At 66.0% G+C, this 14,205-nt stretch carries 10 protein-coding genes; 7 read left to right on the forward strand and 3 right to left on the reverse strand.

Going from position 1 to position 14,205, the window contains the following annotated elements; translation table 11 throughout:
- Positions 1–144 precede the first annotated feature (144 nt).
- The 6 genes from AB5S05_RS15765 to mmsB all read left to right on the forward strand — a co-directional run bounded on the left by AB5S05_RS15765 (position 145) and on the right by mmsB (position 7,097).
- A complete protein-coding gene (locus tag AB5S05_RS15765; protein WP_369288466.1) occupies positions 145–1,638 on the forward strand; it encodes a CoA-acylating methylmalonate-semialdehyde dehydrogenase in 1,494 nt (497 codons plus the stop codon).
- A gap of 100 nt (positions 1,639–1,738) precedes the next feature.
- Positions 1,739–2,986: an ABC transporter substrate-binding protein gene (locus AB5S05_RS15770; RefSeq protein WP_369288467.1), complete on the forward strand. Its 1,248-nt coding sequence runs from the start codon at positions 1,739–1,741 to the stop codon at positions 2,984–2,986.
- Between the two features lie 6 nt (positions 2,987–2,992).
- On the forward strand, positions 2,993–4,156 hold the full coding sequence (locus tag AB5S05_RS15775; protein WP_369288468.1) for an acyl-CoA dehydrogenase family protein: 1,164 nt from the start codon (positions 2,993–2,995) through the stop codon (positions 4,154–4,156).
- 25 nt (positions 4,157–4,181) lie between these two features.
- Positions 4,182–5,000, forward strand: coding sequence for an enoyl-CoA hydratase (locus AB5S05_RS15780; protein WP_369288469.1), 819 nt, complete (start codon positions 4,182–4,184; stop codon positions 4,998–5,000).
- A 28-nt stretch (positions 5,001–5,028) separates the two neighbouring features.
- Positions 5,029–6,132, forward strand: a complete 1,104-nt coding sequence (gene dspII / locus AB5S05_RS15785) for an enoyl-CoA hydratase/isomerase DspII (RefSeq protein ID WP_369288470.1) — start codon at positions 5,029–5,031, stop codon at positions 6,130–6,132.
- Positions 6,133–6,212: 80 nt separating this feature from the next.
- Positions 6,213–7,097, forward strand: a complete 885-nt coding sequence (gene mmsB / locus AB5S05_RS15790) for a 3-hydroxyisobutyrate dehydrogenase (RefSeq protein WP_369288471.1) — start codon at positions 6,213–6,215, stop codon at positions 7,095–7,097.
- Positions 7,098–7,331: 234 nt separating this feature from the next.
- On the opposite strand, the gene AB5S05_RS15795 is transcribed toward mmsB, so the two are convergent.
- The 3 genes from AB5S05_RS15795 to AB5S05_RS15805 are packed head-to-tail and all read right to left on the reverse strand — an operon-like array spanning position 7,332 to position 12,235.
- Complete coding sequence (locus tag AB5S05_RS15795; protein ID WP_369288582.1) at positions 7,332–8,666, reverse strand: HlyD family type I secretion periplasmic adaptor subunit; 1,335 nt, start codon at positions 8,664–8,666, stop codon at positions 7,332–7,334.
- A 34-nt stretch (positions 8,667–8,700) separates the two neighbouring features.
- The gene (locus AB5S05_RS15800; RefSeq protein ID WP_369288472.1) at positions 8,701–10,857 is read right to left on the reverse strand and encodes a type I secretion system permease/ATPase; all 2,157 of its coding nucleotides are present in this window, start codon (positions 10,855–10,857) and stop codon (positions 8,701–8,703) included.
- 34 nt (positions 10,858–10,891) lie between these two features.
- Positions 10,892–12,235 (reverse strand): TolC family outer membrane protein, encoded by a 1,344-nt coding sequence (locus tag AB5S05_RS15805; RefSeq protein ID WP_369288473.1) that lies wholly within the window; start codon positions 12,233–12,235, stop codon positions 10,892–10,894.
- 324 nt (positions 12,236–12,559) lie between these two features.
- Here AB5S05_RS15805 and AB5S05_RS15810 point away from each other — a divergent pair.
- Positions 12,560–14,205, forward strand: a 1,646-nt coding sequence (locus AB5S05_RS15810) for a retention module-containing protein (RefSeq protein ID WP_369288474.1), incomplete at its 3' end; no start/stop codon positions are given.

Below are 14,205 nucleotides of genomic sequence, written 5' to 3' on the forward strand. Positions count from 1 at the left end.
CCGCGAGGGGTAAGACGGGCATGTTTATGCAGGTTCATTCGGGGCTCCTGGAAGGCTTGGTTGGTCGCACTTCCAGAATTCCGGGAATGCCCCGGATGAACAACCTACTGAGAGATCACAGCTAGCTGCATGCAGGAGAGAACCATGGCCAAGGCAATCCCGCAGTTGATCGCAGGGCAGTGGCGCGAGAGCCGCGCCCGCGAGTTCATCGAGGTCACCGACCCGGCGACCCAGGAAGTGCTGGCCCTGGCCCCCAAGGCCACCGCCGAGGAAATAGAAGCGGCCGTGGCCAGCGCCAAGGCCGCCTTCCTGGCCTGGCGCGAGGTGCCGGTGCCGGAGCGCGCGCGGCTGATGCTGCGCTACCAGCACCTGCTCAAGGAGTCTCATGACGAGCTGGCCGAACTGCTGGCCGGCGAGACCGGCAAGACCCTCGCCGACGCCAAGGGTGATGTCTGGCGCGGCATCGAGGTGGTCGAACAGGCCGCCAATATTGCCAGCCTGATGATGGGCGAAACCGCCGAGAACGTCGCCTGCGATATCGACACCGCCAGCTGGGTCCAGCCGCTCGGCGTCTGTACCGGAATCACCCCGTTCAACTTCCCGGCGATGATTCCGCTGTGGATGTTCCCGCTGGCCATCGCCGCGGGCAATACCTTCATCCTCAAGCCCTCCGAGCAGGATCCGCTGACGCCGAACAGGCTCGCGGAGCTGCTTATCGAGGCAGGCGCGCCCAAGGGCGTGCTGCAGGTGCTGCACGGGGGACGGGAAGTGGTCGACAGCCTGCTCACCCACCCGGATATCCGCGCCATCTCCTTCGTCGGCTCGGTGCCGGTTGGCCAGCATATCTACCGCACCGGCACTGCCCACCTCAAGCGCGTGCAGGCTTTCGCCGGCGCCAAGAACCACCTGGTGATCCTGCCCGACGCCAACAAGGAGCAGGTGCTCAGCAACCTGGTCGGCGCCAGTTGCGGCGCCGCCGGGCAGCGCTGCATGGCGATCAGCGTGGCGGTGTTCGTCGGCGAGTCCAGGCAGTGGATCGACGAGTTGCGCGCACAGATGGCGGAGCTGCGCCCCGGCTACTGGAAGGACGAGCACGCCGCCTTCGGCCCGCTGATCAGCCAGCAGGCCAAGCAACGGGTGCAACGGCTGATCGCCGAAGGCAAGGCCGAGGGCGCCGAGTGCCTGCTCGACGGCTCGCTGTGCACGGTGGAGGGCTACCCCAAGGGCAACTGGCTGGGCCCGACCCTGTTCCGCGGCGTCACGCCGAAAATGTCCATCTACCGCGAGGAAATCTTCGGCCCGGTGCTGGTGTGCCTGGAGGTCGACACCCTCGACCAAGCCATCGAACTGGTCAACGCCAGCCCCTATGGCAACGGCACCTCGATCTTCACCCGCTCCGGCGGTGCCGCCCGGCATTACCAGCATGCGGTGAACGTCGGCCAGGTGGGGATCAACGTGGCGATTCCGGTACCGCTGCCGTTCTTCTCCTTCACCGGCTGGAAGGGTTCGTTCTATGGCGACCTGCATGCCTACGGCAAGCAGGCCGTGCGCTTCTACACCGAGACCAAGACGGTGACCACACGCTGGTTTGACGAGTCTCCAGTCACGGGGCCGAACATGACCATTCATTTGAAATGAGAACGGCTGCGCTCGTGTTAGACCAATAGACGATCTCAACCATTAGTCTAACGGCGTAAAAAGCTCTCCTGGTTCCCACAACAAGAACACGGAGATCTGCATGCAACGACTGACTGCCACCCTGGCCCTGTGGGCCGGGCTAACCGCCTGTGCGCAGGCCGCCGAGCCGATCACCCTCGGGCTCAACTACCCGCGCACCGGCAGCTACAAGGAGGAAGGTTTGGCCCAGATGCGCGGCGCCTTGCTGGCCATCGACGAGCTCAACGCCCAGGGCGGTGTGCTCGGCCGCCCCCTGCGCCTGTTCAGCCGCGACACCGCCTCGCGCCCGCAGAAGGCGGTGAAGAATGTCGACAAGCTGGCGGCCGAAGGCGCGGCCATGCTGTTCGGCGGCTCCTCCAGCGCGGTGGCCATCGCCGCCGGCAAGCGCGCCGCCGAGCACGGCCTGCTGTACTTCGGCACCCTCACCTACTCCAACGACACCACCGGCAAGGATGCGCACCGCTACATGTTCCGCGAGTGCAACAGCGCCTGGATGAGCGCCCGGGTGCTTGGCAAGTACCTGAGCAAGACCTTGCCGGACCGGCGCTACTTCTACATCACCTCCGACTACACCTGGGGTCACACCACCGAGAGTTCGCTGCGCCAGACCACCCACAGCGAAGATGCCGCCCTGAACCCAGGGCTCAGGGTGCCCTTTCCCGGCGCGCGCCTGGCCGACTACCAGGACGCCCTGACCCAGGCCGCGGCGAGCGACGCCCAGGTGCTGGCCCTGGTGCTGTTCGGCGAGGATCTGGTGCGCGCCATGCGCATCGCCAAGGACCTGGGCCTGACCGAACGCATGCAGATAGTCGCGCCCAACCTGACCCAGAGCATGGTCGAACAGGCCGGCCCCGGGCTGATGGAGGGGGTGATCGGCACCGAACCCTGGACCTGGCGGGTGCCGGCGCTGGAGCGTTCCAGCCGCGGCGAAGCCTTCGTCGCCGCCTTCAGCCAGCGCTACGCGATGTACCCTTCGAGTTCCGCGGCCTCGGCCTACAGCATTGTCTACCAGTGGGCCGAGGCGGCCCAGCGCGCCAAGAGCTTGGACAGCGAGGCGCTGATCAAGGCGCTGGAAGGCCACCGCTACCAGCTGCTCAAGGGCAAGCAACAGTGGCGCGGCTTCGACCACCAGAACCTGCAGACGGTCTACGCGGTCAAGGTCAAGCCGCGCGCCGAGGTACTCAAGGACCCGCTCAAGCAGGACTATTTCGAAATCGTCGAGCGTCTCGACGCCGAGCAGGCGGCCCCCAGCCTCGCCGAATGGCAGGCCGAGCGACGGGCCGCCGGACAACCCCTGACCCTGCGATGAGGAACCATGGACTTCGAACTCGACGATGAACAACGCCTGCTGGTGGACAGCGCCCGCGCCTTCGCCAGCCATGAACTGGCGCCGCATGCCGCCGACTGGGACCGCGACCACCAGTTCCCGGTCGAGGTGCTCAAGCGTGCCGGCGAGCAGGGCTACCTGGCCCTGTATATCCCGGAGGAGGACGGCGGCCTGGGCCTGTCCAGGCTGTCCGCCGCGCTGATCTTCGAGCAACTGGCCGCCGGCTGCGTGGCCACCACCGCCTTCATGACCATCCACAACATGGCCACCTGGATGCTCGCGAGCTTCGCCGAGCAGGCGCTCAAGGACCAGTGGCTGCCCGGCCTGGTCAGCGGCGAGCGGCTGGCCTCCTACTGCCTGACCGAGCCGGATGCCGGCTCCGACGCCGCCCAGCTGCGCACCCGCGCTCGGCGCGACGGCGACGACTACGTGCTCGACGGCAGCAAGTGCTTCATCTCCGGCGCCGGCAGCACCGATGTGCTGATCGTCATGGCCCGCAGCGGCGCCGAGGGCGCCAAGGGCATCTCCTGCTTCCTGGTGCCGGCCGACGCCGCGGGCGTCAAGTACGGGCGCAACGAGCTGAAGATGGGCTGGTGCGCCCAGCCGACCCGCACTATCGCCTTCGAGGGCGTGCGCATCCCCGCCGGCAACCGCATCGGCCCCGAGGGCCAGGGCTTCATCTACGCCATGCAGGGACTGGACGGCGGCCGCCTGAACATCGCCAGCTGCTCGCTGGGCGCGGCCCAGGCGGCGCTGGAGCAATCGCTGCGCTATGTCGAGGAGCGCAAGCAGTTCGGCAAGGCGCTCAGCGAGTTCCAGGCCCTGCAGTTCAAGCTGGCCGACATGCTCACCGACCTCACCGCCAGCCGGCAGATGGTGCGCCTGGCCGCGCACAAGCTGGACCGCAAACACGGCGAGGCCAGCCTGTATTGCGCCATGGCCAAGCGCTTCGCCACCGACCACTGCTTCAACCTATGCAACGAGGCCCTACAACTGCATGGCGGCTATGGTTATCTGAACGACTATCCACTGGAGCGCTGGGTGCGCGACAGCCGCGTGCACCAGATACTCGAGGGCACCAACGAAATCATGCGGGTGATCATCGCCCGCCGCCTGCTGCAACAGGGCGGTATGCTCGACCGCCTGCTGTAACCGTACATCGACAACGAGGATGCCTATGAGCAACGCCATCGAACCCTACAAGCCCGGGTTGTTCGACCTGACCCACAAGATCACCGTGGAGAAGCACGGCCACACCGCGCTGATCACCCTCAACCATCCGCCGGCCAACACCTGGGACCGCGAGTCGCTGATCGGCCTCAAGCAGCTGATCGAGCACCTCAATCGCGACGACGACATCTACGCGCTGGTGGTGACCGGCCAGGGCGGCAAGTTTTTCAGCGCCGGCGCCGACCTCAAGCTGTTCGCCGACGGCGACAAAGCCCGCGCCCGCGAGATGGCCCGGCGCTTCGGCGAGGCCTTCGAGGCGCTGCGCGACTTTCGCGGGGTGTCGATCGCCGCGATCAACGGCTACGCCATGGGTGGTGGCCTGGAATGCGCCCTGGCCTGCGACCTGCGCATCGCCGAACGCCAGGCCCAGCTGGCCCTGCCGGAAGCCGCGGTGGGTCTGCTGCCCTGCGCCGGCGGCACCCAGCACCTGGCCTGGCTGGTCGGCGAGGGCTGGGCCAAGCGCATGATCCTCTGCGGCGAGCGGGTCGATGCCGAGACGGCGCTGCGCATCGGTCTGGTCGAGCAGGTGGTCGACAGCGGCGAGGCCCGCGGCCATGCCCTGCTGCTGGCGGCCAAGGTGGCGCGGCAGAGCCCGGTGGCGGTGCGCACCATCAAGCCGCTGATCCAGGGCGCCCGCCAGCGCAGTCCGGACAGTTGGCTGAGCGAGGAACGCGAGCGCTTTATCGACCTGTTCGATGCCGACGACACCCGCGAGGGCGTCAACGCCTTCCTGGAGAAACGCGAGCCGCACTGGCGCAACAAATGACCCGGCCCGCGCACAAGGAATCTGCCGCATGAATGTACGCTTTGAAGAACACCCGACTCCACACGGCTATCGCATCGGCGTCGCCAGCCTGGACGCACCCAAGAGCCTGAACGCCCTGACCCTGCCGATGATCGAGGCACTGGATGCCCAGCTCGCCAGTTGGGCGGATGACCCGAGCATCGCCTGCGTGCTGCTGCGCGGCAGTGGCCCCAAGGCCTTCTGCGCCGGCGGTGATGTGGTGCAACTGGTGCAGCAATGCCGCGAGCACCCCGGCGAGGTACCGCCGCTGGCGCGGCGCTTCTTCGCCGACGAATACCGCCTCGACCATCGCATCCACTGCTACCCCAAGCCGCTGATCTGCTGGGCGCACGGCCATGTATTGGGCGGCGGCATGGGCCTGATGCAGGGCGCCGGGGTGCGCATCGTCACCCCCTCCAGTCGCCTGGGCATGCCGGAGATCAATATCGGCCTGTACCCGGATGTCGGCGGCAGCTGGTTCCTCAACCGCCTGCCGGGCAGGCTGGGGCTGTTTCTCGGCCTGACCGCCAGCGCCATCAACGCCCGCGATGCCCTGGACCTTGGCCTGGCCGACCGTTTCCTGCTCGATGAGCAACAGGACAAGCTGCTCGAAGGGCTGATCCAGCTGAACTGGCAGGACCAGCCGCAGTTGCAACTGCACAGCCTGCTCAAGGCTCTGGAACACGAGGCCCGCGCAGAGCTGCCGGAAGCCCAGTGGCTGCCGCGCCGCGAGCGCATCGACGAGTTACTCGACCAGGCCGACCTGCCCGGCGCCTGGCATGCCCTGACGGCCCTGCAGGACGATGGCGACCCGCTGCTGGCGCGTGCGGCCAAGACCCTGGCCGCCGGCTGCCCGCTGACCGCGCACCTGGTCTGGGAGCAGCTGGATCGGTCCAGACACCTGTCGCTGGCGCAGGTGTTCCAGATGGAATACGCCATGAGCCTGAACTGCTGCCGCCACCCGGAACTGCCCGAAGGCGTGCGCGCCCGGCTGATCGACAAGGACCACGCGCCCCACTGGCACTGGCCAGATGTCGCCACCATCCCGGTCGAGGCTATCGACGCGCACTTCGAGGCCACCTGGGAGGGCGCGCATCCGCTGGCCGACCTCTAGGGTGCGCAGCGCCGCCTGGGCCGCGCGCACCACAACCTGCAAGCAAGGTGCGCAGGGCGCACCCTACGAGGAGAACGACAATGAAGCGGATAGCCTTTATCGGCCTGGGTCATATGGGCCTGCCCATGGCCCGCAACCTGCTCAAGGCAGGCTTTAGCCTCAAGGTCTTCGACCTGGTCGCGGACGCCATCGAGACCCTTGCCAAAGAGGGGGCGCAGGCGGCCAGCAGCGCCGCCGACGCCGTGCAGGGCCAGACGGTAGTGGTCAGCATGCTGCCGGCCAGCCGTCACGTCGAAGGCCTGTACCTGGGCGACAGCGGCCTGCTCAAGCAGCTCGAGCCCGGCACCCTGGTGTTGGAATGCTCGACCATCGCCCCCGAATCCGCGCGCCGGGTGCACCAGGCCGCTGCCGAGCAGGGCCTGGCGATGCTCGATGCCCCGGTATCCGGCGGCACCGCCGGCGCCGCCGCCGGCACCCTGACCTTCATGGTCGGCGGCGAAGCCGCCACCCTGGAGCAGGCCCGGCCAATCTTCCAGGCCATGGGCAGCAACATCTTCCACGCCGGCCCCGATGGTGCTGGTCAGGTGGCCAAGGTGTGCAACAACCTGGTGCTGGCGGTGCAGATGATCGCCACCGCCGAAGCCATGGCCCTGGGCGTGGCCAGCGGCCTGGAACCGACGGTGCTGGCGGAGATCATGCGCCAGAGTTCAGGGGGCAACTGGACCCTGGAGAAATACAACCCCTGGCCGGGGGTGATGGAGAATGCGCCGGCCTCCAGAGGTTATACCGGCGGCTTTATGGCCGAGCTGATGGCCAAGGATCTTGGCCTGGCCCAGGAGGCGGCGCAGGTCACCGCCAGCAGCACGCCGATGGGCGCCCTGGCCCTGCAGCTCTATCGCCTGCTGCTCAAGCAGGGCAAGGGCCAGCAGGACTTCTCAGTGGTGCAGCAGCTGTTCGTCGAATAAGCGCAAAGGCTGCCCGCAGGGTGGATCGGGGCGCGTAGCTAACGCTTTATTCATCTACCAATGGCTATGGCGATGAATAACCAGCAACCTACCTAACCCGGCCCTCGTCGCCCGCCTGCAAACCTGGGAAGAGTGTCGCCTGCCAGTTCGCTGCCGATCGGCATCCAGGCCACGATATGCAGATGGCAAAAAGCCGCAGACTCCTGCGGCTTTTTCGTGACCCCATAGCCCCCGTCAGCGCTCGCGCAGGGCCTCGGCGCGGGCACGGATGATCGGCTTGAGCAGGTAGCTGAGTATGCTCTTCTTGCCGGTGATGATGTCCACCGAGGCGACCATGCCCGGGATGATCAGCAGCGGCTGCTCGTCGCTGCCCAGGTGACTGCGGTCGGTCTGCAACTTGATCACGTAGAAACTGTTGCCCTCCTCGTCGGTCACGGTATCGGCGCCGATCTGCACCAGTTCGGCCTTGAGCCCACCGTAGATGGTGTAGTCATAGGCGGTGAACTTGACCATGGCCTCCTGCCCGGGATGGAGGAAGGCGATGTCCTGCGGACGAATACGCGCCTCGACCAGCAGCTTGTCGTCCAGCGGGACGATCTCCACCAGGTCGCTGCCCGGCTGGATGACGCCGCCGATGGTATTGACCAGCAACTGCTTGACGATGCCGCGTACCGGCGAGGTGACCAGGGTGCGATTGACCCGGTCCTCCAGCGCCTTGCCGGTGGACTGGATCTTGCTCAGCTCGGTGCGCGCCTCGTTCAGCTCGGTCAGGGCGTCGCTGCGAAAGCGCCCGCGGGTCTCATCGATCTTGCGCTCGACTTCCTTGATCGCCGCCTCGGCCCGCGGAATCGCCAGGGTCGTGGCCTCCAGCTGACCACGGCTCTCCACCTCGGCACGCTTGAGGCGCAGGACCTCGACCCGGGAGATGGCTCCTTCGGCCACCAGCGGCTCGGACATCTGGATTTCCTGGCGCAGCAGCTTCAGGCTGCTACTGAACTGGCCCTGCTTGGAAACGAACTCGCGCAGCTCCTGACGCCGTTGCACCAGCTGCTCCTCAAGTCCGGCGACCTCATCCAGCAGCTGCTGGCGGCGGCTGTTGAACAGCTGCGCCTCGCTTTCGGCCAGCCGCGGCGCCTTCTCGCGCACCTCGTCGGTGACCTCCAACTCGCGCCCCTGGACCTCGGCACTGAGGCGCTCGACCCGCAGCAGCAGGGCCAGGCGGTCGGCCTCGGTCTCACCGACGTTGGAGGCGAAGCGGGTGTCGTCCAGGCGCAACAGCGGATCGCCAACATTCACCACCTGGCCTTCGCGCACGAACAACTCGGCGACTATGCCGCCTTCCAGGTTCTGGATTTTCTGCAGCCGCGAGGAGGGAATCGCCTTGCCGTCGCCACGGGTCACCTCGTCGACCACGGCGAAATGGGCCCATAGCAGGCAAAAAGCGACGAAGCCGATCAGGCCCCAGATGGTCAGGCGCACGACCCGCGGCGCATCTTCGATCAGCGCCTTGCTGACCTCCGGCAAGGGCTCGTCACCCATGCCGTCGCGACTGCCGAAATAGCCGCTCATGGCCTTGCCCAGGCCGCCGGAAGACGAAGACTGTTTAGCCGACACTGATCTGCCCCTTCTTCAGCGCTTCCATGACACTGCCCTTGGGCCCGTCGGCGATGATCTGTCCGCGATCGATGATCACCAGGCGATCGACCAGGCTGAGCATCGAGGCGCGGTGGGTAACCAACAGCAGGGTCTTGTTGCCGATCACCGCAGCCAGGCGCTGCTTGAGGCGCTCCTCGCCGGTGTTGTCCATGGAGCTGGTCGGCTCGTCGAGCAGCAGGATCGGCGGGTCGAGCAGCAAGGCGCGGGCCAGGGCGACGTTCTGTCGCTGGCCGCCGGACAGGTTCTGGCCGCGCTCGCCGACCTGCAGCTCATAGCCCTTCGGGTGCAGCCGGGCGTACTCGTGCACGCCTGCCAGCTCGGAAGCCTGCAGCACCAGTTCGTCCTCGACATAGCGCGCCCCGGTGACCAGGTTGTCGCGCAGGGTGCCGGAGAACAGCTGAATGTCCTGGGGCACGTAGCCGATGTTGTGGCGCAGGTCGCTGACGTCCAACTGGCGTACGTCGATGCCATCGACCAGCAGGCTGCCGGCATCGGGCTGATGCAGGCCGACGATGAGTTTCGCCAGGGAACTCTTGCCCGAGCCGCTGCGGCCGATGATGCCGATCTTCTCGCCCGGGCGAACCACCAGGTTGATCTTCTCCAGGGCCGCCTGCTGCTGGTCCGGGTAATGGAAGTCCAGCTGGCGGAACTCGATCGCACCCTGCAGCGACTGGCGCTTGAGTGGGCGCTCCTCCTCCTGACGCTCCTGGGGAAGACTCATCATCTGGTTGACCGAGTCGAGGGTGACCCGCGCCTGCTGGTAACGGGTCAGCAGCCCGGACATCTGGGTCAGCGGCCCCAGGGCGCGACTGCTGAGCATGTAGCAGGCGATCAGGCCGCCCATGCTCAGGTTGCCGGCGATGATCTGGTAGACGCCGAGGACGATCACCACCACGCCGGCCAACTGCTGCAGCAGCAGGGTCGAGTTCATCGCCAGGCTCGACAGCATGCGCGCGCGCAGCTCCAGGCGGCTGAGGGTACCGATGGTCTGCTCCCACAGGTACTGACGCTCGCTCTCGGCGTTGTTGACCTTGACCGCATCCAGCCCGGCCAGGCTCTCGATCAGGCTCGACTGGCGCTCGGCGGCCAGCGCCATGCTGCGCTCCATGGTTTCAGCCAGGGGCCGTTGCAGCGCCCAGCCGATCAGCGCGACCAGCGGGAAGGCCAGCAGTGGAATCCACACCAGGTGCCCGCCGATCATCGCGATGACCGCCAGGATCAGCAGGGTGAAAGGCAGGTCGATCACGCTGGCCAGGGTCAGCGAGGCGAGGAAGTCACGCAGGCTCTGGAACTCGTGGATGTTCTGGGCGAAGCTGCCGACCCGCGCCGGGCGGAACTTCATGGCCATGCCGACGATACGCTCGAACAGCGTGGCAGAGATGATCAGGTCGGTCTTCTTGCCGGCCAGGTCCAGGCACAGCCCGCGCAACGTTTTCAGCAGCAGGTCGAACAGGAAGGCGCCGCTGATGCCGATCGCCAGCACCCAGAGGGTCGCCACCGCCTGGTTGGGCACCACCCGGTCATAGACGTTCATCACGAACAGTGGCGTCGCCAGGCCGATCAGGTTGATCAGCAGACTGGCGGCGATGGCGTCGATGTACAGCCAGCGCGAACGCTTGAGGGTGTCGCGGAACCAGGATTTGGCCCGCGGAATCATCTCGCCGCGATTGAAGTCGAACTTGTGCTGCGGCTGGGCGAAGAACACCTGACCGGCATAGTCCTCGGCCAGTATCTCGGCACTGACCCGCACCTCACCGCCCTCGCTCTCGCTGGGCATGATCCGCGCCTGGCCCTGCTCGTCCCAGCCGAGCAACAGGGCGCAGCGCCCTTCGCGCAGCAGCAGCAGGGCCGGCATGGCCAGCGCAGGAATCTGCCGCAGGCCGCGCCGCAGCCAGCGCCCCTGCAGGCCGGCCCGGGCGGCGGCGCGCGGCAGCAACTCGGTCGTCAGGCGCTGCTGGGGCAACGGCAAGCCGGCGGTGAGCATGGCCCGGCTGACCGACTTCTGGTGCAGCGCACAGAGTGACAGCAGGCTGTCAAGCAGAGGGTCGTCGTAGCGATCACGCGGATCGCTACGGGTCTGGGCCTGGCTGAGGTCGACTGCCACTAAGGTTCACTCTATATACGGAAGGAAAGCCCGCTCAGTTCAGCCCCGGCAACTGCACGTTGGCCTTGACCACGTCCAGCGGCGCAGTAGCCATCGGCGCCACTACACCCTGGCTCTTGAGCAGGGAGCCCATGGTGGCCTTGATCCGGTATTGAGTAAACAGTTCGGTGAAACGTACGTCTTCCAGTCGACGGGATGCAGTGAACAGCTCGTTCTCGCTGTCGAGCAGGTCGAGCAGGCTGCGCTCACCCAGGGTGAACTGCTTCTGGTAGGACTCGCGCACGCGGCTGCTGTGATCGACATATTGCTGGGCGATCGGCAGCTGCTGGCGGGCATTGTGCAGCGCGTTCCAGGCCAGACCCAGGTCTTCGACCAGTACCCGCAGGGCGTTGTTGCGGATGTCCATGGCCTGATTGATCTGATGGGCCTTGGACTGCAGGTCGGCCTTGTTGCTGCCGCCGGCGAACAGGTTGTAGCGCATGCGCACCATCGCCTGCCACTCATTGCTGTGACCCGACACGCCATCGAGGTTGTTGTCGGCGCCGCGCGACAGCTCGGCATCGAAGCGCGGATAGAAGGACGACTTGGCCGCCTCGTACTGCTGCTCGCTGGCCTGCACATCGGCCTGGGCCGAACTGAGGAAGGGGTTGTTGGCCAGCATCTCCTCGCGAGCTGCCTGCAGGCTTTCCGGCAAGCCACCCGGCAGACCCGACGGCAGGCTCAGCTCGCTGGCCTCGCGGCCGACCACGCTGTAGTAGTTGACCTGAGCATCGGCCAGGTTGGTCTGTTCGGTGATCAGGTTGTTGCGCGCCTGAGCCAGGCGTGCCTCGGCCTGATCCAGATCGGCCATGCGCCCCACGCCACTCTGGCTGCGCAGAGAGATCTGATCGTAGATGCGCTCGTGGCTGAGCAGGTTGTCTTCGGCCAGGCGTACCAGTTGCTGGCGCTTGAGCACTTCCAGATAGACCTGCGCCACATCCAGCGCGGTGCGCTCGGAGGTGCCCAGTACTTCATAGGCGCGCGCATTGACAGTGGCGCGCTGACGCCCGACCTCGCTGCGGGTGGCGAAACCGTCGAAAAGCATCTGCTGCACACGCAGCGTCGACTCGCCACGGCTCAGGGTCTCGGTATTGTGGGTAGTGCCACGGGTACTTGGACTGTCCGTACCCTCACGGCCATAACCGGCAAGCAGATCGACCTGCGGCAAATAGCCGCCCCTGGCCGCCTTCATCTGCTCTTCTACGGACAACCGAGCATTAATACCGGCCTGAATTTCAGGATGCACATCGAGCGCGCTCTGCATTGCTTCACTGAGGGTTTGCCCATGGGCCGACAGGGACACTGCAAAAGCCAGGGGAAGGAGGACGGGTAAACGCATGGTCTGGAGGATTCCTTTCAAGCTGGGGTCGACTGCATGCCAACCCTTGGAGAGCTAATCGCGCGCGGCGACCGCACCAACGGCAGTTATTTAGCCACTCAATTAGCGTGACCTGAAGCACACAAATAAAGTGATCAATATCAAAGTGACATTAGCGGCGGCAATTGTTTATGATCGCGACCAAGCGGTCAATAGTCTGGCATAAAGCTAATTCCATTTAGCAATAAGCCAACAAATTGACGCCACTTTTTGCTTTCTCAATAAAGCCCTAGCCGCTTTAATCGAAGGATCACAGCGCGCGCCCAAGCGCACATGGAGCCGTCTATGTCAGATTTCGCCGCAATCATCAAAAACCTCGTGGGCCAAGTATTCGCCACCTCCCTGGACGGGCTGAAGCGCCAGGTATTCGAGGGCGAACGCATCTTCCAGGGCGAGCAGCTCACCACCGCACTCGGCGGTTCGGTGACCTTGCAACTGGTCGGCGGCGAGCAGATCGATATCGGCGAAGGCAGCAACTGGCAGGCCGGCCTTGCCGTAGCCGACGAGCAGACGCAGGCGAGCGATGAACCGACCTCCGACCTGGAGCAGGCCATCGCTGCCGGTTTCGACCCCACCGCAGAGCTGGAACCCACCGCGGCAGGTCCTGGTGCCACAGGTGGAGCAGGCGGCGCAGCGGGCGGCGGCCACAGCTTCGTACTGCTGGATGAAACGGCCCAGCAGCTCGATCCGACCGTGGGTTTCAACACTCAAGGCCTTGACTCCGTCGGCACGAATCAAGCGGAAGAGCTCGGTGTCGAATCCGCCACCTCGTTTACCGACACAACACCGCCTGCCCCACCAAGCATCTCCCTGATCATCGACTCTGGCAGCAGCGGCTCCGACGCGATCACCAACAATGGCGCCTACAGCGTCGGCGGTATCGAGTCCGGTGCCACCGTCGAATACAGCACCGACGGCAGCACCTGGAGCACCACCGCGCCGACCGCCGTGGAAGGCAGCAACACCATTCAGGTCCGTCAGACCGACATCGCCGGCAACGTCTCGGCACCGGCCAGCCTGACCTTCACCCTCGACACCCTGGTCGACGCGCCGGTCATCAGCCTGACCACCGACTCCGGCAGCAGCGGCTCCGACGCGATCACCAACAATGGCGCCTACAGCGTCGGCGGTATCGAGCCCGGTGCCACCGTCGAATACAGCACCGACGGCAGCACCTGGAGCACCACCGCGCCGACCGCCGTGGAAGGCAGCAACACCATTCAGGTCCGTCAGACCGACATCGCCGGCAACGTCTCGGCACCGGCCAGCCTGACCTTCACCCTCGACACCCTGGTCGACGCGCCGGTCATCAGCCTGACCACCGACTCCGGCAGCAGCGGCTCCGACGCGATCACCAACAATGGCGCCTACAGCGTCGGCGGTATCGAGCCCGGTGCCACCGTCGAATACAGCACCGACGGCAGCACCTGGAGCACCACCGCACCGACCGCCGTGGAAGGCAGCAACACCATTCAGGTCCGTCAGACCGACATCGCCGGCAACGTCTCGGCACCGGCTAGCCTGACCTTCACCCTCGACACCCTGGTCGACGCGCCGGTCATTAGCCTCGACAGCGACACCGGCAGCAGCGGCTCCGACGCGATCACCAACAATGGCGCCTACAGCGTCGGCGGTATCGAGCCCGGTGCCACCGTCGAATACAGCACCGACGGCAGCACCTGGAGCACCACCGCGCCGACCGCCGTGGAAGGCAGCAACACCATTCAGGTCCGTCAGACCGACATCGCCGGCAACGTCTCGGCACCCGCCAGCCTGACCTTCACCCTCGACACCACTGCACCCGTGCCGACCATCAGCCTCGATGCCGACATCACCGCCGATGACATCATCAACGCCAGCGAAGCCGGCCAGACCATCGCCATCACCGGCACCGTCGGCGGCGACGCCAAGGTCGGTGACACCGTCACCCT

The organism is Pseudomonas zhanjiangensis (assembly GCF_041027545.1).
Lineage (GTDB): Bacteria > Pseudomonadota > Gammaproteobacteria > Pseudomonadales > Pseudomonadaceae > Aquipseudomonas > Aquipseudomonas zhanjiangensis.